Origin of the sequence: Pseudomonas donghuensis, from assembly GCF_000696345.2 — a bacterium.
Taxonomy (GTDB): domain Bacteria; phylum Pseudomonadota; class Gammaproteobacteria; order Pseudomonadales; family Pseudomonadaceae; genus Aquipseudomonas; species Aquipseudomonas donghuensis.
Genome location: NZ_CP071706.1, coordinates 3,740,044 through 3,756,289, shown reverse-complemented (window position 1 = coordinate 3,756,289; position 16,246 = coordinate 3,740,044). Strand labels below are relative to the sequence as shown.

The 16,246-nt window shown below is 58.4% G+C and carries 21 protein-coding genes and 1 tRNA gene; 15 read left to right on the top strand and 7 right to left on the bottom strand.

Annotation, left to right across the window (positions count from 1 at the left end; genetic code table 11):
- Positions 1–3: 3 nt before the first annotated feature.
- From rbsK to BV82_RS17500, 3 genes are all read left to right on the top strand, one after another.
- Positions 4–912, top strand: a complete 909-nt coding sequence (rbsK, locus tag BV82_RS17510; protein WP_036996266.1) for a ribokinase — start codon at positions 4–6, stop codon at positions 910–912.
- Positions 909–1,313 (top strand): D-ribose pyranase, encoded by a 405-nt coding sequence (gene rbsD / locus BV82_RS17505; protein WP_036996265.1) that lies wholly within the window; start codon positions 909–911, stop codon positions 1,311–1,313. The genes rbsK and rbsD overlap by 4 nt, the downstream gene beginning before the upstream one ends.
- Before the next feature lie 74 nt (positions 1,314–1,387).
- Positions 1,388–2,359: a nucleoside hydrolase gene (locus tag BV82_RS17500; RefSeq protein WP_374045212.1), complete on the top strand. Its 972-nt coding sequence runs from the start codon at positions 1,388–1,390 to the stop codon at positions 2,357–2,359.
- Here the strand turns inward: BV82_RS17500 and BV82_RS17495 are convergent.
- Complete coding sequence (locus BV82_RS17495; RefSeq protein ID WP_010222421.1) at positions 2,331–2,540, bottom strand: hypothetical protein; 210 nt, start codon at positions 2,538–2,540, stop codon at positions 2,331–2,333. The two genes, BV82_RS17500 and BV82_RS17495, sit on opposite strands and share 29 nt — an antisense overlap.
- Positions 2,541–2,731: 191 nt before the next feature.
- Here BV82_RS17495 and BV82_RS17490 point away from each other — a divergent pair, with 191 nt between their 5' ends.
- Both BV82_RS17490 and BV82_RS17485 read left to right on the top strand, forming a co-directional pair.
- A complete protein-coding gene (locus BV82_RS17490; protein ID WP_010222420.1) occupies positions 2,732–3,034 on the top strand; it encodes a hypothetical protein in 303 nt (100 codons plus the stop codon).
- 130 nt (positions 3,035–3,164) lie between these two features.
- Positions 3,165–3,485, top strand: coding sequence for an I78 family peptidase inhibitor (locus BV82_RS17485; RefSeq protein WP_010222419.1), 321 nt, complete (start codon positions 3,165–3,167; stop codon positions 3,483–3,485).
- Between the two features lie 211 nt (positions 3,486–3,696).
- Here BV82_RS17485 and BV82_RS17480 read toward each other — a convergent pair whose 3' ends face one another.
- The 3 genes from BV82_RS17480 to BV82_RS17470 form a co-directional block, all read right to left on the bottom strand.
- On the bottom strand, positions 3,697–3,909 hold the full coding sequence (locus tag BV82_RS17480) for a cold-shock protein (RefSeq protein ID WP_007956027.1): 213 nt from the start codon (positions 3,907–3,909) through the stop codon (positions 3,697–3,699).
- Positions 3,910–4,069: 160 nt separating this feature from the next.
- Complete coding sequence (locus BV82_RS17475) at positions 4,070–4,366, bottom strand: hypothetical protein (protein ID WP_010222418.1); 297 nt, start codon at positions 4,364–4,366, stop codon at positions 4,070–4,072.
- A 45-nt stretch (positions 4,367–4,411) separates the two neighbouring features.
- Entirely contained in the window at positions 4,412–4,606 is a 195-nt protein-coding gene (locus BV82_RS17470; protein ID WP_145959287.1) for a hypothetical protein, read from the bottom strand.
- Between the two features lie 143 nt (positions 4,607–4,749).
- On the opposite strand from BV82_RS17470, the gene thrS reads away from it, so the two are divergent.
- From thrS to BV82_RS17420, 10 genes are all read left to right on the top strand, one after another.
- Positions 4,750–6,672 (top strand): threonine--tRNA ligase, encoded by a 1,923-nt coding sequence (gene thrS, locus BV82_RS17465; protein ID WP_010222416.1) that lies wholly within the window; start codon positions 4,750–4,752, stop codon positions 6,670–6,672.
- On the top strand, positions 6,672–7,223 hold the full coding sequence (gene infC, locus BV82_RS17460) for a translation initiation factor IF-3 (protein WP_174242331.1): 552 nt from the start codon (positions 6,672–6,674) through the stop codon (positions 7,221–7,223). Before thrS ends, infC begins: the two co-directional genes overlap by 1 nt.
- A gap of 60 nt (positions 7,224–7,283) precedes the next feature.
- Positions 7,284–7,478 (top strand): 50S ribosomal protein L35, encoded by a 195-nt coding sequence (gene rpmI, locus BV82_RS17455; RefSeq protein ID WP_009394045.1) that lies wholly within the window; start codon positions 7,284–7,286, stop codon positions 7,476–7,478.
- A gap of 29 nt (positions 7,479–7,507) precedes the next feature.
- Positions 7,508–7,864, top strand: a complete 357-nt coding sequence (gene rplT, locus BV82_RS17450) for a 50S ribosomal protein L20 (RefSeq protein ID WP_010222414.1) — start codon at positions 7,508–7,510, stop codon at positions 7,862–7,864.
- A 104-nt stretch (positions 7,865–7,968) separates the two neighbouring features.
- Positions 7,969–8,985 carry a phenylalanine--tRNA ligase subunit alpha gene (pheS, locus tag BV82_RS17445; protein ID WP_010222413.1) on the top strand — a complete coding sequence of 339 codons (1,017 nt, stop codon included), beginning with the start codon at positions 7,969–7,971 and terminating at the stop codon, positions 8,983–8,985.
- Positions 8,986–9,021: 36 nt separating this feature from the next.
- Positions 9,022–11,397, top strand: a complete 2,376-nt coding sequence (pheT, locus tag BV82_RS17440) for a phenylalanine--tRNA ligase subunit beta (protein ID WP_036996261.1) — start codon at positions 9,022–9,024, stop codon at positions 11,395–11,397.
- Between the two features lie 3 nt (positions 11,398–11,400).
- On the top strand, positions 11,401–11,703 hold the full coding sequence (ihfA, locus tag BV82_RS17435) for an integration host factor subunit alpha (RefSeq protein WP_002553164.1): 303 nt from the start codon (positions 11,401–11,403) through the stop codon (positions 11,701–11,703).
- Positions 11,684–12,040, top strand: a complete 357-nt coding sequence (locus BV82_RS17430; RefSeq protein ID WP_010222411.1) for a MerR family transcriptional regulator — start codon at positions 11,684–11,686, stop codon at positions 12,038–12,040. Before ihfA ends, BV82_RS17430 begins: the two co-directional genes overlap by 20 nt.
- Before the next feature lie 106 nt (positions 12,041–12,146).
- A tRNA-Pro gene (locus tag BV82_RS17425) sits at positions 12,147–12,223 on the top strand.
- Positions 12,224–12,461: 238 nt separating this feature from the next.
- On the top strand, positions 12,462–12,875 hold the full coding sequence (locus BV82_RS17420) for a hypothetical protein (protein ID WP_036996260.1): 414 nt from the start codon (positions 12,462–12,464) through the stop codon (positions 12,873–12,875).
- 95 nt (positions 12,876–12,970) lie between these two features.
- Here the strand turns inward: BV82_RS17420 and BV82_RS17415 are convergent, their stop codons facing one another.
- The 3 genes from BV82_RS17415 to BV82_RS17405 all read right to left on the bottom strand — a co-directional run bounded on the left by BV82_RS17415 (position 12,971) and on the right by BV82_RS17405 (position 16,242).
- On the bottom strand, positions 12,971–14,005 hold the full coding sequence (locus BV82_RS17415) for a DEAD/DEAH box helicase (RefSeq protein ID WP_036996258.1): 1,035 nt from the start codon (positions 14,003–14,005) through the stop codon (positions 12,971–12,973).
- On the bottom strand, positions 13,990–15,552 hold the full coding sequence (locus tag BV82_RS17410; RefSeq protein ID WP_036996257.1) for an ATP-dependent nuclease: 1,563 nt from the start codon (positions 15,550–15,552) through the stop codon (positions 13,990–13,992). Before BV82_RS17410 ends, BV82_RS17415 begins: the two co-directional genes overlap by 16 nt.
- Before the next feature lie 66 nt (positions 15,553–15,618).
- Positions 15,619–16,242, bottom strand: a complete 624-nt coding sequence (locus tag BV82_RS17405; protein ID WP_145997610.1) for a DUF6037 family protein — start codon at positions 16,240–16,242, stop codon at positions 15,619–15,621.
- Positions 16,243–16,246: the final 4 nt, after the last annotated feature.

The following is a 16,246-nucleotide window of genomic DNA, read 5'->3' as shown; positions in this document are numbered from 1 at the left end:
CACATGCACGCCAATGTAGTAGTGGTAGGTAGCCTGAACATGGACCTGGTAACGCGCGCCCAGCGCTTGCCGCGCGGCGGCGAAACCCTGGTGGGTGAGACCTTCGTCACGGTGCCCGGTGGCAAGGGGGCCAACCAGGCGGTGGCGGCGGCGCGCCTGGGGGCGCAGGTGGCGATGGTCGGCTGCGTCGGTGACGATGCCTATGGCCAGCAATTGCGTCAGGCCCTGGCCGATGAACAGATCGACTGCCAGGCGGTGGGCGTTGCTGCCGGTGTGTCCAGTGGCGTGGCGCTGATCGTGGTGGATGCCGCCAGCCAGAACGCCATCGTCATCATTGCCGGTGGTAACGGCCAGTTGCTGCCCGAATCAGTGCAGCGTTTTGATGCCTTGCTGCAACACGCCGATGTGATCATCTGCCAGTTGGAAGTGCCCATGGCGACCGTCGCCTACACCCTTGAACGGGGCAGGGCGCTGGGTAAAACCGTGATCCTCAATCCGGCACCCGCCAGCGGCCCGCTGCCGGCCGAATGGTTTGCCAGCATTGACTACCTGATCCCCAATGAAAGTGAAGCCGAGGCCCTGAGCGGTGTGCCGGTCACTGACCTGGAAAGCGCCAAGGTTGCCGCCACGCGCTTGTTGGCATTGGGTGTGGGCAAGGTGATCGTTACCCTGGGGGCCCAGGGTGCGTTGTTTGCCGATGGCCAGGCGTTCAGGCATTTCCCCGCGCCGGTGGTGCAACCCGTGGACACCACGGCGGCCGGCGACACCTTTGTTGGCGGTTTCGCCGCGGCCCTGGCGCGCGGCGAAGAGCAGGGCGCAGCCATCGCCTTCGGCCAGCGCGCGGCGGCGCTGTCGGTCACCCGCGCCGGTGCGCAGCCTTCGATTCCACACCTTGCCGAGCTGCAGCCATGAAGAAGACTCCGTTGCTCAACATCGCCTTGTCGCGCCTGATCGCCTCCCTTGGCCATGGTGACATCCTGCTGATCGGCGACGCCGGCCTGCCGGTGCCGCCGGGGGTGGAACTGATCGACCTGGCGTTGACGCCGGGTGTTCCTGATTTCGCCAGCACCCTGCGGGTGGTGCTGAGTGAAATGCAGGTCGAAAGCCACGTGCTGGCGAACGAAATCCTCCAGCATCAGCCGCCGGGCCTGGCAACGGTCGAACAGTTGGCGGCCCAAGGCGAGTTGGGCGACCGGCGCTTGCTCAGCCATGACGAGTTCAAGCAGTTGAGCCGCAGCGCCCGTGCCATCGTGCGCACCGGTGAGTGCCAGCCCTACAGCAACATTGCGCTGGTTGCCGGGGTGACCTTCTAGCGCTTTTCCCTCTGACCATAAGGACGTGTCTTATGTTGAGCTGTGCCAAACGATTGCTCCAAGGAGTACTGCTGATGTCCATGCTGTCGGCTGGCGCCCAAGCCGCGCCCATTGACCTGATTATTGATACCGACCCTGGCGCCGATGATGTGGTGGCGCTGTTCCTGGCCATGGCTTCGCCTGATGAGTTGAAAATCCGCGCCATCACCACTGTGGCGGGCAACGTGCGCCTGGAAAAGACCTCGCGCAATGCCCGCCTGGCCCGGGAGTGGGCCGGGCGCGAAGAGATTCCGGTGTATGCCGGGGCGCCCAGGCCGCTGCTGCGCACGCCGATCTACGCCGCCGACATCCACGGTGAAGAAGGTTTGCCCGGTGTCACGGTCAGCGAGCCGCAGAAGGGGCTGGCCAACGGCAATGCGGTGCGCTACCTGATCGACACCTTGAGCAGCGCCAAGCCGCACAGCATCACCGTGGCCATGCTCGGGCCGCAGACCAACCTGGCCCTGGCGCTGATCGAGGCGCCAGAAATCGTCAACGGCATCAAGGAAGTGGTGGTCATGGGCGGTGCCCACTTCAACGGCGGCAATATCACCCCGGTGGCCGAGTTCAACCTGTTCGCCGACCCCCATGCTGCCGAAGTGGTGCTCAAGAGTGGGGTCAAGCTGACCTACCTGCCGCTGGACGTCACCCACAAGGTGCTGACCAGTGAGGCCCGGCTGAAACAGATCGCCAGCCTGAACAATGCGGCCAGCAAGCGCGTGGTGGATATTCTCAACGCCTACGTCAAGGCCGACATGAAGCACTATGGCATCCCAGGTGGGCCGGTGCATGACACCACGGTAATCGCTTACCTGCTTAAGCCCGAACTGTTCACGGGGCGCCAGGTATTCATGCAGGTCGACAGCCGTGATGGGCCGACCTTTGGCCAGACCATCACTGACTGGTACGGGGCCTTGAAGCAGCCGGCGAACGTCACCTGGATCGCCGACGGCGATGCCCAGGGCTTTTTCGACCTGCTCAGTAGCCGCCTGGCGCGTCTGCCGTAGCCGTATGGGCGTAACGTTCGAAGACCTGGTCGATGTAGCTGCGTGCGCCGTCGTGGCCCAGGTCTTTGACCAGCAGGTCGACCGCGATCAGCATCAACTCCTCGGCGCTGGCCGGGCTGTAGGCGCTCTGGCCCTCGGGCCATTTGACCTTGATGTCGGCATCGATGGTGTGGCTTGTCATGATCAATCTCGAAAGAATACTGCGCGCGCTGTCGGTTCAAATGCCGGGCCCTGGCGTTTGAAGGGGAGGCTGGCCTGCGCTCCGCCGATGTTTGCAGTAAATCATGGGCGCCACCTGCCGCGCACTGCGACTTAGGCATAAGCACAGGGTCGTGGCAAACTAACGGTGTTTTAGCTTGCCGGGACAGCGCAGTGCAGATCGATTTGACCAACCCCAACGACTTTACCCTCGACAACGTGCGGGCCCTGCTGGTGGCCGGAAATGGCGCGGTACACAATCAGCTGCGGGTCAGTCGCGCCGGCATTGCCTGGTTGTCCCAGGTCACCGGTGGCCGTGAGCTGGACGGCCTGGCCTTTCGTCTGGAAACCTGGGCTGCGGGCTCCGGTTGCGTCGGCCCGCAAGTGGCCGACGACGAGCGCTGGATACGGCAGGTGTACAACGCCCTGAAGAATAACTGGCCGAAACCTGCCAGTGATTACATCGATCTGTATTGAGATCGTGCAAAATCCGGTCACGATTGCACTTGGCCCTGAGCGCTCTGGCTCGGGCACAATGGCCCGGTTTTGCAACGAAAAACCAGGAGTGCTGTCACATAGGCAGCATTCAAGTATTTAAGGAGGATTCATGTTCCGCACGCGTGCATCATTGGCAAGCCTGTTGGCCGTCGCCGTACTGGCAGGTTGCAGCAGCACGGGTGGCTCTTCGTCGAAGGCCCCGGAAGACGTTGCCGCCAATACCGATGGCCGTTGCCAGGCCAGCGGCGCCGAGTTCGCCATCGGCAAGCCGGCCACCCCCGAGTTGCTCGAGCAGGCGCGCAAAGCCAGCGGCTCGCAACTGGCCCGTGTGCTCAAGCCTCACGACGTCATGACCCTGGAGTACCGCTCCGAGCGCCTGAACCTCAACGCCGACGAAAAAGGCGTGGTTACCCGCGTGAACTGCGGCTAACACGGTCTCTGTGGGAGCAACTGTCTGTGGTGGGAGCGGGCTTGCCCCGCGATGAGGCAGTGCGGCTGACACATCAGGTGGCGCCTGGATTACGGTCGCTTCGCGCCCGATCGCGGGGCAAGCCCGCTCCCACAGAGAAACGCCCTTCAGCCCCAAAATACAGGCACAAAAAAACCCGCCACAAGGACGGGTTTTTTTATTCGGTCAGATCTTACTCTGGACGAACTTGTGCAGCCTGCATGCCCTTCTGGCCTTTTTCGGCAACGAAGGAGACAGTCTGGCCTTCCTTCAGGCTTTTGAAACCGTCGGTTTCGATAGCCTTGAAGTGAACGAACAGGTCGTCGCCGCCACCTTGTGGAGTGATGAAGCCGAAGCCTTTCTCATCGTTGAACCATTTTACGGTGCCGGTTTGGCGATTAGACATGGGTGTATCTCCAGGAAACATGATTTTCAGTAGTGCGGTGTTGCCGAGGCCAACAGGGTGCACGCCGACCATCATAGTCTAATTATGGGCTTGTAGCCCCTTTTACCTTCGCAGAATGCTGATCTGGAGCAAATTAGCGATGGATAACTGGCGAAAGGCCCTATTTTTTCGGGCCGCAGACCGCTGCAATATTTTTTTGCGCGCGTTCCATTACCGCTGCATCTACGCCATCCTGCAGGGTATCCAGGTCCTTGATCTCCTTGTCGCTGAGATTTTTTTCGAGCACGTCTCCGGCGCATTTGCAGTGCTGTTCGGCTTTATCCTGTGCCAGGCCTTGCTTCTGCGCCTGCGTTACGCAGGTCGTCTGGTAGTTGGCGGGCAGTTTGCCGGCATGGGCTCCCAGCGGCAGCAGCAGGGCAGATGCAGCCGCCAGGGCCAGAAGAGACTGAAGTCGCATAACCAACACTCCTTGGGGTCGAGTCTCACAAGAGTAGGACGCTTCTCAAACTCTGAGCGGAAAAAATCCGCGCAAGTTCACCGCCAAGGCATATTTTCCGAATATTTCTGCCCAGCCGGTCAATCTGCCCGCAATCGCCCGAAAGCTTTGTGCTAGCATGCGTGGCTTGAGCTCGCCGCCGGCTTTTTCTTGCAGCTTGCGGCTTGCAGCTCCCAACTGTTTTTTTACTATTCCAGTCACTCTGGTTCGTTCCCTGGCAGGCCTTCGGGCTTCTGCCACTGTGAGGCAGGCTTTGCTTGTGCAAAGACAGGGGCGGATCGCGTACTGGCTCATCCCAACCCACGTGACCTTTGGTAGGGGTCACCACTAGGAGAGGAGGCGCCATGCCCATTATTACTCTTCCCGATGGCAGTCAACGTTCATTCGACAAGGCAGTTTCGGTTGCCGAAGTCGCCGCATCCATTGGTGCGGGCCTCGCTAAAGCCACCGTCGCCGGCAAGGTCGACGGCAAGCTGGTCGACGCCTGCGACCTGATCGAAAACGATGCCAGCCTGCAAATCATCACGCCCAAGGACGAAGAGGGGCTGGAGATCATCCGTCACTCGTGCGCCCACCTGGTCGGCCACGCGGTCAAGCAGCTGTACCCGACTGCGCGCATGGTCATCGGTCCGGTCATCGACGAAGGCTTCTATTACGACATCGCCTACGAGCGTCCTTTCACGCCCGAAGACATGGCGGCGATCGAGCAGCGCATGCAGCAGCTGATCGACACCGAATACGACGTCATCAAGAAGGTCACGCCGCGCGCCGAAGTGATCGACGTGTTCAAGGCCCGCGGCGAAGACTACAAGCTGCGCCTGGTCGAGGACATGCCGGATGAACAGGCCATGGGCCTGTACTACCACGAAGAATACGTCGACATGTGCCGCGGCCCGCACGTGCCGAACACCCGTTTCCTGAAATCCTTCAAGCTGACCAAGCTGTCCGGCGCCTACTGGCGCGGCGACGCTAAAAACGAGCAGCTGCAGCGCGTGTACGGCACCGCCTGGGCCGACAAGAAGCAGCTGGCTGCTTACATTCAGCGCATCGAAGAAGCCGAAAAACGCGACCACCGCAAGATCGGCAAGCGCCTGGGCCTGTTCCACCTCCAGGAAGAAGCGCCGGGCATGGTGTTCTGGCACCCGAACGGCTGGACCCTGTACCAGGTACTGGAACAGTACATGCGCAAGGTGCAGCGCGAGAACGGCTACCTGGAGATCAAGACTCCGCAGGTTGTTGACCGTTCGCTGTGGGAAAAGTCTGGCCACTGGGCCAACTACGCCGACAACATGTTCACCACCCAGTCGGAAAACCGCGACTACGCCATCAAGCCGATGAACTGCCCATGCCACGTGCAGGTGTTCAACCAGGGCCTGAAGAGCTACCGCGAGCTGCCGCTGCGTCTGGCCGAGTTCGGTGCCTGCCACCGTAACGAGCCGTCGGGTGCGCTGCACGGCATCATGCGTGTACGTGGCTTCACCCAGGACGACGCGCACATCTTCTGCACCGAAGAGCAGATGCAGTCCGAATCCGCCGCGTTCATCAAGCTGACCATGGATGTCTACGCCGACTTCGGCTTCAAGGACATCGAAATGAAGCTCTCGACCCGCCCTGAAAAGCGCGTCGGTTCCGATGAGCTGTGGGATCGCGCCGAAGCCGCACTGGCTGCCGCCCTCGACAGCGCCGGCCTGCCGTACGACCTGCAGCCGGGCGAAGGTGCCTTCTACGGGCCGAAGATCGAGTTCTCGCTGAAGGATTGCCTGGGTCGCGTGTGGCAGTGTGGTACCCTGCAGCTCGACTTCAACCTGCCGATCCGTCTGGGCGCCGAATTCGTCTCCGAAGACAACGGCCGCAAGCATCCGGTGATGCTGCACCGTGCAATCCTCGGTTCGTTCGAGCGTTTCGTCGGAATTCTCATCGAGCATTACGAAGGTGCATTCCCGGCCTGGCTCGCGCCAACCCAGGCGGTGATCATGAATATCACCGACAAGCAGGCCGAATTCGCCCAGAATGTTGAAAAAACTCTCAATGAAAGCGGGTTCCGTGCCAAGTCCGACTTGAGAAATGAGAAAATCGGCTTTAAAATCCGCGAGCATACTTTGCTCAAGGTCCCTTACCTTTTGGTTATAGGGGATCGCGAAGTCGAAACGCAAACCGTCGCTGTGCGTACTCGTGAAGGCGCTGACCTGGGCTCGATGCCCGTCGCTCAATTCGCTGAATTCCTCGCTCAAGCGGTTTCCCGGCGTGGTCGCCAAGAATCGGAGTAATTACTATTAAGCGTGAAATGAGAAACGATAAACGAGCTGCACCGAAGGCCCCGATCAACGAGAATATCTCGGCACGCGAGGTTCGGTTAATTGGCGCTGACGGCGAGCAGATTGGCATCGTCTCGATTGATGAAGCGCTTCGTATCGCTGAAGAAGCGAAGCTGGACCTGGTAGAGATCTCTGCCGACGCAGTACCGCCTGTCTGCAAAGTCATGGACTACGGCAAGCACCTCTTCGAAAAGAAGAAGCAAGCCAACGAGGCCAAGAAGAATCAGAAGCAGGTCCAGATTAAAGAAATCAAGTTTCGTCCAGGGACGGAGGAGGGGGATTACCAGGTAAAACTACGCAACCTGGTACGTTTCCTGAGTGATGGGGACAGGGCCAAGATTTCCTTGAGATTTCGCGGTCGTGAGATGGCCCACCAGGAGCTGGGTATGGAACTGTTGAAGCGGGTCGAAACTGACCTTTTGGAATACGGTTCCGTCGAACAGCATCCTAAGATGGAAGGACGCCAGCTGATCATGGTCATCGCACCCAAGAAAAAGAAATAACCACCAGGGCACGGCAGGCCTTGCGGTTATGTTTATCAACTGAATGCGGAGTATCCGAACATGCCAAAAATGAAAACCAAAAGCGGTGCAGCGAAGCGTTTCTTGAAAACCGCTTCGGGCTTCAAGCACAAGCACGCTTTCAAGAGCCACATCCTGACCAAAATGTCGACCAAGCGTAAGCGTCAACTGCGTGGTAGCAGCCTGCTGCACCCGTCGGACGTTGCAAAAGTCGAGCGCATGCTGCGCGTACGTTAATTTCGGTCAAAGATTAGAGGAAGTTACTCATGGCTCGTGTAAAGCGTGGCGTCATCGCTCGTAAGCGTCACAAGAAAATTCTGAAACTGGCTAAAGGCTACTACGGCGCTCGCTCGCGCGTATTCCGTGTTGCCAAGCAAGCGGTCATCAAGGCAGGCCAATACGCCTACCGCGACCGTCGTCAGAAAAAACGTCAGTTCCGCGCTCTGTGGATCGCTCGTATCAACGCTGGTGCGCGTATCAACGGTCTGTCCTACAGCCGCCTGATCGCTGGCCTGAAAAAAGCGTCGATCGAAATCGACCGCAAGGTTCTGGCCGATCTGGCAGTGAACGAAAAAGCGGCGTTTGCTGCGATTGTCGAGAAAGCTAAAGCCTCGCTGGCTTAAGTACCCCCGACAATCACCCGGTGTCATTTCCGGCACCTGGTGTTAAACGTCTTAATAGGGGAAGAGCCTGCGCTCTTCCCCTATTTCGTATCTGGAGTCTGTACATGGAAAACCTGGACGCGCTGGTCTCCCAAGCCCTGGAGGCCGTGGAACGCGCTGAAGACATCAATGCCCTGGAACAGATCCGGGTGCACTTCCTTGGCAAGAAAGGCGAACTGACCCAGGTGATGAAGACCCTGGGCAATCTGCCTGCCGAAGAGCGGCCAAAGGTTGGCGCGCTGATCAACGACGCCAAGGAACGCGTCACCGAGGTCCTCAACGCGCGCAAGGCGGCGTTTGAAGAGGCCGAGCTCAGCGCCCGTCTGGCTGCCGAGTGCATTGATGTAACCCTGCCGGGCCGTGGCCAGACCTCCGGTGGTCTGCATCCGATCACCCGTACCCTGGAACGCATCGAGCAGTTCTTCACCCACATCGGCTACGGCATCGCCGAAGGCCCTGAGGTCGAAGACGACTACCACAACTTCGAAGCGCTCAACATTCCCGGCCACCACCCGGCCCGGGCAATGCACGACACCTTCTATTTCAATGCCAACATGCTGCTGCGTACCCACACCTCGCCGGTGCAGGTGCGGACCATGGAGTCCACTCAGCCGCCCATCCGCATTGTCTGCCCGGGCCGCGTTTACCGCTGCGACTCGGACCTGACCCACTCGCCGATGTTCCACCAGGTCGAAGGCCTGCTGATCGATCGCGACATCAATTTTGCCGACCTCAAAGGCACCATCGAAGAATTCCTGCGGGTGTTCTTCGAAAAAGAACTGGCGGTGCGTTTCCGTCCGTCGTTCTTCCCCTTCACCGAGCCATCGGCTGAAGTCGATATCCAGTGCGTGATGTGCAGCGGCAAAGGCTGCCGTGTGTGCAAGCAAACTGGCTGGCTGGAAGTCATGGGCTGCGGCATGGTTCACCCCAACGTGCTGCGCATGTCGGGCATCGACCCCGAAGAGTTCCAGGGCTTTGCCTTCGGCATGGGCGCCGAGCGCCTGGCCATGCTGCGTTACGGCGTCAACGATTTGCGCCTGTTCTTCGACAACGACTTGCGGTTCCTTGCGCAATTTCGCTAGGTCGCGCACCCGTAACGAATCTTTCAGGAGAGCAGGATGAAATTCAGTGAAAAGTGGCTGCGCGGTTGGGTCAACCCGCAGGTATCCCGTGACGATCTGGTCGCCCGTCTGTCGATGGCCGGCCTTGAGGTCGACAGCGTCACCCCGGCCGCCGGCCAGTTCAGCGGCATCATCGTCGGTGAGGTGCTGAGCACCGAACAGCACCCCGATGCCGACAAGCTGCGCGTGTGCCAGGTCAGCAGTGGCAGCGAGACCTTCCAGGTAGTGTGCGGCGCGCCTAACGTGCGCCCTGGCCTGAAGATCCCCTTCGCCATGATCGGCGCCGAACTGCCGGGCGACTTCAAGATCAAGAAGGCCAAGCTGCGTGGTGTTGAATCCAACGGCATGCTCTGCTCGGCCGCCGAGCTGCAGATCAGCGAAGAAAACGACGGCCTGCTGGAGCTGGCTGCCGACGCCCCGGTTGGCGAAGACATTCGCGTGTACCTGGACCTGGACGACGCCAGCATCGAGATCGGCCTGACCCCGAACCGTGGCGACTGCCTGTCTGTAGCTGGCCTGGCGCGTGACGTCGGTGCCTTGTACGACGTAGCGGTTACCCGCCTGCAAGTGCCGGCCGTTGCCGCCGCCCACGACGAAGTGCGTCCGGTTGAAGTGCTGGCGCCAGCGGCCTGCCCACGCTACCTGGGCCGCGTTATCCGTAACGTCGACCTGTCCAAGCCGACCCCGCTGTGGATGGTCGAGCGTCTGCGTCGCTCCGACGTGCGCAGCATCGACGCTGCCGTCGACATCACCAACTACGTGATGCTCGAACTCGGCCAGCCGATGCACGCCTTCGATCTCGCCGAGATCAACGGCGGGATCCGTGTGCGCATGGCGGAAGAGGGCGAGAAGCTGGTATTGCTGGACGGCCAGGAAGTCACCCTGCGTCCCGACACCCTGGTGATCGCCGACCACAGCCGCGCCCTGGCCATTGCCGGCGTAATGGGTGGCGAGCACAGTGGCGTTGCCGCTGGCACCCGCGACATCTTCCTCGAGAGCGCCTTCTTCGAGCCGATCTCCGTCGCTGGCAAGGCGCGTTCCTACGGCCTGCACACCGATGCCTCGCACCGCTACGAGCGTGGCGTCGACTCGCAACTGGCGCGCGAAGCCATCGAGCGCGCAACCGCTCTGCTGCTGGAGATCGTTGGCGGCGAAGCGGGTCCTGTGATCGACGTGACCAGCGAAGCGCACCTGCCCAAGGTTGCACCCATCACCCTGCGCGCCGAGCGCCTGAGCCAGATGCTGGGCATGGAAATGGCCAGCGCCGACGTCGAGCAACTGCTCAACGGCCTGGGCCTGAAAACCACCGCCGGGGAAGGGCAGTGGCAGGTCGAAGTACCTAGCCATCGCTTCGACATCAGCCTGGAAGTCGACTTGATCGAAGAGCTGGCGCGCCTGTACGGCTACAACCGCCTGCCGGTACGTTACCCGCAAGCGCGCCTGGCCCCGCAGGCCAAGGCCGAAGCGCGTGGCGACCTGCCAGCGCTGCGCCGCCTGCTGGTGGCCCGTGGTTACCAGGAAGCCATCACCTACAGCTTCATCGACCCGAAACTGTTCGAACTGTTCAGCCCGGGCGTCGAGCCGCTGCTGCTGGCCAACCCGATCTCCAGCGACATGGCGGCCATGCGTGCCTCCCTGTGGCCGGGCCTGGTCAAGTCGCTGCAGCACAACCTCAACCGTCAGCAAGACCGCGTGCGCTTGTTCGAAAGCGGCCTGCGCTTCGTCGGCCAGTTGGGCGACCTCGAGCAGCAGCCAATGCTCGCCGGTGTCGTCTGCGGCAGCCGCCTGCCGGAAGGCTGGGCCAACGGTCGCGACAGCATCGACTTCTTCGACGTCAAGGCTGATGTCGAGGCGCTGCTGGGCTTCTCCGGCTCGCTGGCCGAGTTCAGCTTCGTGCCAGGCAAACATCCGGCGCTGCACCCGGGCCAGACCGCACGCATCGAGCGTGACGGTCGCGAAGTCGGCTACCTGGGTGCCATCCACCCTGAGCTGGCCAAGACCCTGGGCCTGGACCGTCCGGTGTACGTCTTCGAGCTGGTCCTGGGTGAAGTGGCCGAAGGCCGCCTGCCGAAGTTCAGCGAGCTGTCGAAATTCCCGGAAGTGCGTCGTGACCTGGCCTTGGTGGCAGGACGTGATGTTGCTTCGAGCTCGGTGCTTGAAGTAATTCGTGACAATGCAGGCGAATGGCTCACGGACCTCAGGCTGTTTGATGTTTATCAGGGTAAAGGTATTGATCCTGATAGAAAAAGCCTGGCCGTCGGCTTGACCTGGCAGCATCCATCGCGCACTCTTAATGATGAAGAGGTGAATACTGCAACCCAGAACATCCTCACCTCGCTCGAACAAAGGTTGAACACCACGTTAAGGAAATAGCGTATGGGTGCTCTGACGAAAGCTGAGATGGCCGAACGGCTGTACGAGGAGCTGGGCCTGAACAAGCGCGAGGCCAAGGAATTGGTCGAGCTGTTCTTTGAGGAAATCAGGCACGCTCTAGAAGACAACGAGCAGGTCAAATTGTCCGGATTCGGCAATTTCGACCTGCGCGACAAGCGCCAGCGGCCGGGCCGTAACCCCAAGACTGGGGAAGAAATCCCGATCACGGCACGTCGGGTCGTCACCTTTCGTCCAGGGCAGAAGTTGAAAGCCCGAGTTGAGGCCTATGCTGGAACCAAGTCATAACGACGAGCTTCCGCCGATTCCAGGCAAACGCTACTTCACCATTGGTGAAGTGAGTGAGCTTTGCGCGGTAAAACCGCACGTGCTCCGCTACTGGGAGCAGGAATTCCCGCAACTCAACCCGGTAAAGCGCCGCGGTAACCGGCGGTACTATCAGCGCCAAGACGTGCTGATGATCCGCCAGATCCGCGCGCTGCTGTACGACCAAGGCTTCACCATCGGCGGGGCGCGCCTGCGCCTCTCTGGCGATGAAGCCAAGGACGACACCACTCAGTACAAACAACTGATCCGGCAGATGATTGTCGAGTTGGAAGACGTGTTGGTGGTGCTGAAGAAGTAACCCTTATCGGGCCCGGAATTTTGGAAAAAATGCTTCCATAATTCAAAAGGTTAGGGTACATTCTTCAACGTTCTCAGCAACTAGGGGAACATGCTTCAAGCCCAGTCGGGGCGTAGCGCAGCCCGGTAGCGCACTTGCATGGGGTGCAAGGGGTCGAGTGTTCGAATCACTCCGTCCCGACCATTAAATTCAATGACTTAGCCCAATCCGAAAAGATTGGGCTTTTTCATGCGTGGGACTTTTTCGGGACATCATTCGATTTTCCTCTTCAAAAGCGTCTTAGTAAAATTCGAAGGCTAACGGGTTAGATTTTGTTTTAACGCTAGCCCAGCGGTTTACGGCATAGCGCTTCGGAGCGCTAAAGTTCAATGATTGGGCGCCGATTTCTTATACGTAACGACTATTCAAGGAATGGATGGGTATGTTTGGATTTATTGCGAATAAAGCGAAAGCTCTGACAGAGGTGGTCACGGAGAAAGTGTCTTCCGCAAGCGATGCTGTAGCCTCTGCAAAGGGTGCGGTGCTTGAAAGCGTTGGGGAGGGGGCTACCGCTGCGGTCTCGCGGGTAGAGAAGCATTGGCCTGCTGTTGAAAAGGTTTTAGTTGATGGGCTGCTGACTGTTACTCATGATCGCTTGAAAGACGATGAGTTTTTCCTTCTCGCAGTAGAAAAGGCTTTCGAACTGCTTCCGGCGCCAGTTCGGTTGGTTTTGCCAAGATCTTCGATTATCAAGCATAGCTTGACTCATAGAGACTCGATCGTTGAAAAAATTGCAGCTCAACGAGCGGTCCGTTCGCTGTCGAGCGAACCCAAGTTAATAGAAACTGATGTGTAGATCTATGTTGTTGCTGATTGTAGCTTTGAGCAAGCGCGGCGTTTTTTAAGGCAGCTGTAGCCTCCACTGTTCACAAGGCACATGCACGCCTCAGGTCAGGTGGCCTTAAAGGTTCTGAAGTACTTTTCATGCACCAGATAGAGATTGCCTCGCGCACGGGAGCAGGCCACGTAGAGCTTGTTACGCGTCTGGGCAGGCAGACCTTCAAAGGTGCCTCGAAGATAGAGCTTCCAGTTTCTGTCACTCAGTACAACGCACACATCCTGGAAGTGGTCCATGCCTTTGCTCGCTCCCCAATTGAATGCATGGCATCCGTACTTGTAGCTCTCCTGGTATAAGAGCTTCACCACCTCCGGGTCGGCATGAATGGCGTCGGCATGATCCTGAGTTATCACAGGGATAATCGCCGTTTCATCGTCCCTATGTGATCCGATATTGATCTGGAGATGGGTCGTAATGAAGTCACACACAGTGGTTCCACAACGCCAGCTGTGGCTCAAGGTTTCCTTGTCAACCTGAACGCCCGCATCACTAAAACGGCGCTCGTAGCGCTGAATGTTGTCATGCAGTGTGCGGTTAGTGGGGCCATCTCGGCTGGTATCGAAAGTGTGCTGGTAAAAATCGCCAACCAACAGGATATCCACCTGGGCAGGCATCAGGGCGAGCAAAAGATCAAAGTCGTGACCCGCGAAATCTTGGACCTCATCGACAAAAAGCTGGTCGTAGAAGCGCTCAACTCGTGCAATGAGCCGTGGGACTGTCCCCTTGACCTGAAGCAGCTTGGCCAGGCGGTTGTGGAATAGATACCCCTTGCCATCTTTGTAGTACTCCATCTGAGTACGAGCAAATGTCCGTGTGTGGGCAGGCGGCGTTCTGAAATTCAGCCCACGCGAACCCAAAGCCAGCTCAAGCTGCGGCCTGTAGCAGAAGCCGTTAAGGAACCCAAAGTAGGTAAACAGGGTAATGTTGGGAGGTACAAATCCGAATTTTCGGATGATGCTGCGCTGCAGGTGGGCGTAGTTGTTCTCTGTGTAGGTGATGATCAATGCCCGCTGGTCTAGGGTCAGGCGCTCGATGAGCGTCGTGGTTTTGCCAGAACCTGCAACCGCAAACATCACGCCCTTAGCCACGCGATTGCCTCCATAATGTAGCCAGGAACAACCAGCTCATCCGCCTTCTTGTCCAGCAGTTCAAATGCTGCTTCTGCTTTGTTCGCCAGCATATATTGCTGAGGGGTCAAGGTCTTTCGCCCTGGAGCAAACAACTCGTCACAGATGGCCGTGTTGTCGGCATACAGACCTATTTCAAAGGTACTGCGCTGGTTGTCAGTATCAGCAAAGACTCTGGCATGCTCGGTCACTAGGTCAGCGTAGTTCTCAACGCAGTTCTCCTCGTAGCTGCCATCGTTATCTCTTATCGCTGCAACCTTAATGTTCAACAGGCCTGCCAGCTCTAAATATCGCTTGAAGCTAGTACCACCGATAGAAATTACATGGACATCGTCTTCGGCGGGAAGGCGCCCCGCCAGCTTCGCGTAAAAGGCCTCTAGGAGGATGAACTCTGCATCGCCCTCGACAAGAATTACCCTGCGGGACAGGGCGAACTCAAGAACATTGTTGTCAGGAGCCTTCATAAAGAAGGCGGCGGTATCGTCGGACAGCTGTCTGAGCGTGCCACTACGCTGACCTGGCCCGAGCAACAACGCGTTGCGCAAATCAAGGCGGGAGCAGATGTGGCTACTATGGGTCGCGATGAAGAGCTGCGTTCCGTCTTTCTTGGAGAGCTCGTTGACCAATCGCTTCATCAAGGTATGGCTTAGATGGTTTTCAGGCTCTTCAAGCAGCATGACATCGAAGCCAGCTTGGGCCCGGCGCGTGTTGAGAGCAAAGCTAGTCTTGATGAAGCACTGCCGCCCCTTGCCTCGATGCTCCAGAGCAATACCGTCCTCTGAAATCACCAAGTCGGTTTCGAGGTTTGAGCGAGCGCCGGAGCGAACCTCAAACTGGAAGCCCTCTAGTTCTCCGTTAAGCCCAGCCAGATGGTTGTCCTTGAAGTTCGACTTCCCCATGCGATACGCATTTTCCAGCTGATATCGAGCCTCCACCGGGGCATGGAAGTGGAACACTGAGCTTGTGTATTCCCGAGCAGCGTAGTCGCTGTCGATGCGAGAGCTGTCTAGCAGGAGATGTCGAACAGGTCGGTTGAAGCTCGCATAAGGATTTCGGGCGAAGGTCTGGAACCTAACGGCGTAGTACTCGAATGGAAAATTACGACCTGGCTGACCAAGCACTGCTTGAATCTCCGCGCCGTAGTCCTGCACCGGCTCAATTGCCAGCCGAATACCATCCGTCTCCTGGCCTGCCAGATTGCCAACACCGTAGAGACCCTCGTCTTGGCCTTCCGCCAGGAACACATCGACGACGAGCGTCGGCAGTTGGTCGACGCGGCGCGGACCATCAAGAAACGCCTCGATGGTAGGCTTGCAAAACAAGGCCTCAAACCCGAGGTTCTCGACTCGATTTCGGCTGCCGCTTAATGTCAAGTCCAGAGCAAGAAGCACAGAACTCTTGCCTGTCTCGTTATCACCAATCAGAACGTTATGGCGCTCATCAAACTCCAGATCCAGCCGACCAAACTGCTTGAAGTTCTGAAGAATCAGCTTGCGAATAGTGGGCATAGCAGCTCCTTGCTAGCCAGGCATTGGCATATTAGGAATGAGCAGAACGGTCAGGTGAGAAGCCTTTCAGCTAGGCTGACGCCAGTTCTTATTTGTTGGCACCGGACTCCAGCACGAGGACATCCGCATCGTTCGGCTATAGGTCAGAGCTGCCGAGCCAAGTAGTGCCGCTGTCTTTTCTTGGTTTTCAGAGGAGACCTGTCCAGGCGACCCATCAGCTTTGCTGCGCGGCTTGGACCAATGACTCCAATATGGCCTGTCACGCTCATCGGTCAAATCCGGACGGTTCGTGAGCATATAGTCTGAGCTTGGGATAGCCGGAACGGTTGCCAATACGGGAACATTGGCGTCAAGTTGTGCCAAGAAGTCTGCGGGATAAAGCCGATTTCCTGTCAGACCTCCCAGCGTTTTTAGAAGCTCAAGTAGTCTCGGATGAGTATCCCCATGAAAATAGTTGGGGATGGTGTACTCGTCGGACACATCAAACAGAAAGAATTCGGACTTCGGGTGACTTTCTGTTCCACGTGAAGTCAGCGACAGCTTATAGGGACTTTCTCCCGTGGAGAAAATGCACTCAAATACAGCTGCGCCCTGCACGCTTCTGAAACGCTGCAGCTCAATTACATCTCCGTGAGCATTCGTCTGAGATTTCATGCTTTCGTGCAGTGACTTTAGGTTTTTCATTAGCATCAGA

Coding starts and splice junctions, on each gene's coding strand:
- rbsK (WP_036996266.1), top strand. CDS start 4: ATGCACGCCAATGTAGTAGTGGTAGGTAGCCTGAACATGGACCTGGTA.
- rbsD (WP_036996265.1), top strand. CDS start 909: ATGAAGAAGACTCCGTTGCTCAACATCGCCTTGTCGCGCCTGATCGCC.
- BV82_RS17500 (WP_374045212.1), top strand. CDS start 1,388: ATGTCCATGCTGTCGGCTGGCGCCCAAGCCGCGCCCATTGACCTGATT.
- BV82_RS17495 (WP_010222421.1), bottom strand. CDS start 2,540: ATGACAAGCCACACCATCGATGCCGACATCAAGGTCAAATGGCCCGAG.
- BV82_RS17485 (WP_010222419.1), top strand. CDS start 3,165: ATGTTCCGCACGCGTGCATCATTGGCAAGCCTGTTGGCCGTCGCCGTA.
- BV82_RS17480 (WP_007956027.1), bottom strand. CDS start 3,909: ATGTCTAATCGCCAAACCGGCACCGTAAAATGGTTCAACGATGAGAAA.
- BV82_RS17475 (WP_010222418.1), bottom strand. CDS start 4,366: ATGCGACTTCAGTCTCTTCTGGCCCTGGCGGCTGCATCTGCCCTGCTG.
- thrS (WP_010222416.1), top strand. CDS start 4,750: ATGCCCATTATTACTCTTCCCGATGGCAGTCAACGTTCATTCGACAAG.
- rpmI (WP_009394045.1), top strand. CDS start 7,284: ATGCCAAAAATGAAAACCAAAAGCGGTGCAGCGAAGCGTTTCTTGAAA.
- rplT (WP_010222414.1), top strand. CDS start 7,508: ATGGCTCGTGTAAAGCGTGGCGTCATCGCTCGTAAGCGTCACAAGAAA.
- pheS (WP_010222413.1), top strand. CDS start 7,969: ATGGAAAACCTGGACGCGCTGGTCTCCCAAGCCCTGGAGGCCGTGGAA.
- pheT (WP_036996261.1), top strand. CDS start 9,022: ATGAAATTCAGTGAAAAGTGGCTGCGCGGTTGGGTCAACCCGCAGGTA.
- ihfA (WP_002553164.1), top strand. CDS start 11,401: ATGGGTGCTCTGACGAAAGCTGAGATGGCCGAACGGCTGTACGAGGAG.
- BV82_RS17430 (WP_010222411.1), top strand. CDS start 11,684: ATGCTGGAACCAAGTCATAACGACGAGCTTCCGCCGATTCCAGGCAAA.
- BV82_RS17420 (WP_036996260.1), top strand. CDS start 12,462: ATGTTTGGATTTATTGCGAATAAAGCGAAAGCTCTGACAGAGGTGGTC.
- BV82_RS17410 (WP_036996257.1), bottom strand. CDS start 15,552: ATGCCCACTATTCGCAAGCTGATTCTTCAGAACTTCAAGCAGTTTGGT.
- BV82_RS17405 (WP_145997610.1), bottom strand. CDS start 16,242: ATGCTAATGAAAAACCTAAAGTCACTGCACGAAAGCATGAAATCTCAG.